Genomic DNA, 1,391 nt, shown 5'->3' with positions numbered 1-1,391 from the left:
GGGGGGGGGTCAGGCGGTGCGGCGGGCCAGCAGGGCCTCGAGTTTGCGGACGGTGGCGTCGTTGCGGGCCGTGACCGGGGTCGGCAGCCCGCGCCACCAGGCGGCGGGGACCCGCGAGGCGAGGACGCCCGCCGGCAGCCACTGGTAGACGGCGTCGGGCGAGACGACCAGTTCTTCGTCGCCCAGGTCGACGTCAGGAGGCGCGACCCCGTCGAGCGCGCCCGGCACCTCGGCGAACGCCACCGACAGCAGCTTCGGCTCGCGCCCCTCGCGGCCCTCGTGCCCGTCGTCGCGGAGCGGGTTCGCCGCGGCCAGCCGCCCGAACCGGTCGGCGTCGAGCAGCACGAGGTCGGCGTCGACACCGGTGGCTCCGGCGATCGCGCCCCGCAGCCCGGCCGCGTCGTCCGGCCCGAGCACCGCCGGCGCCCCGAACACGAGGTTGCCACTGTTCAGCAGTGTCTCGGGGTGCTCGAAGCCGAGGTCGGCGGCCACGCGGCGCAGGTCGGTCATGGCCACCCGCTTGGCGGTGCCGACGTTGACGCCCCGCAACAGGGCGACGTGGTCCACGACGGTCAGGCTCGCCCGAGCACGTCGAGGATCCACGCGATCTCGAACGCCCGCTCGCGCCACGACTCGTACCGGCCGCTGACGCCGCCGTGCCCGGCCGACATCTCGGTCTTCAGCAGCACCGGTGCGTCGACCTCACGCAGCTTGGCGACCCACTTGGCGGGTTCGACGTAGAGCACCCGGGTGTCGTTGATCGAGGTCACCGCGAGGATGCGCGGATACGTGACGTCGTCCCGCACGTTCTCGTAGGGGCTGTAGCCGCGCATGTACTCGTAGACCTCGGGGTCGTGCAGCGGGTCGCCCCACTCGTCCCACTCGATCACGGTGAGCGGCAGGTCGGGGTCGAGGATGCTCGTCAGCGCGTCGACGAACGGCACGGCCGCGACGATGCCGGCGAACCGGTCGGGGGCGATGTTCGCCACCGCGCCCATCAGCAGGCCGCCCGCGCTGCCGCCCTCGGCCACCATCAGCTCGGGGGGCGTGCGACCCTCGGCGATCAGGGGGTCGGCGACGGCGACGAAGTCGGTGAAGGTGTTCTTCTTGGTGAGCGTCTTGCCGTCCTCGTACCACGAGCGTCCCAGCTCGCCGCCGCCGCGGACGTGCGCGACGGCGAACACGACGCCGCGGTCGAGCAACGACAGGCGTGCGACGCTGAAGCCCGGGTCGATGCTGTGCTCGTACGAGCCGTAGCCGTAGAGGTGCACCGGCGAGGGCCCCTCGGCGGGGACGGCGTCACGGCGCCAGACGAGCGACACGGGCACGCGGGTGCCGTCGGCCGCCGTGGCCCACTCGCGGGCCTGGTCGTAGTCGGCCGGGTCGTAGCC

At 73.5% G+C, this 1,391-nt stretch carries 2 protein-coding genes; both read right to left on the bottom strand.

The annotated features are described in order from the left end of the window. Positions 1-9 precede the first annotated feature (9 nt). A complete protein-coding gene (locus AEQ27_RS01285; protein WP_054145037.1) occupies positions 10-567 on the bottom strand; it encodes a DUF1697 domain-containing protein in 558 nt (185 codons plus the stop codon). Between the two features lie 5 nt (positions 568-572). After that, positions 573-1,391 (bottom strand): prolyl oligopeptidase family serine peptidase (locus AEQ27_RS01280; protein WP_152970073.1); only part of this gene is annotated, 819 nt, incomplete at its 5' end.

This window comes from Frigoribacterium sp. RIT-PI-h, assembly GCF_001297205.1.
Taxonomy (GTDB): domain Bacteria; phylum Actinomycetota; class Actinomycetes; order Actinomycetales; family Microbacteriaceae; genus Frigoribacterium.
The sequence above is the reverse complement of the archived record's forward strand: the minus strand, read 5'-3'. Positions and strand labels throughout refer to the sequence as shown.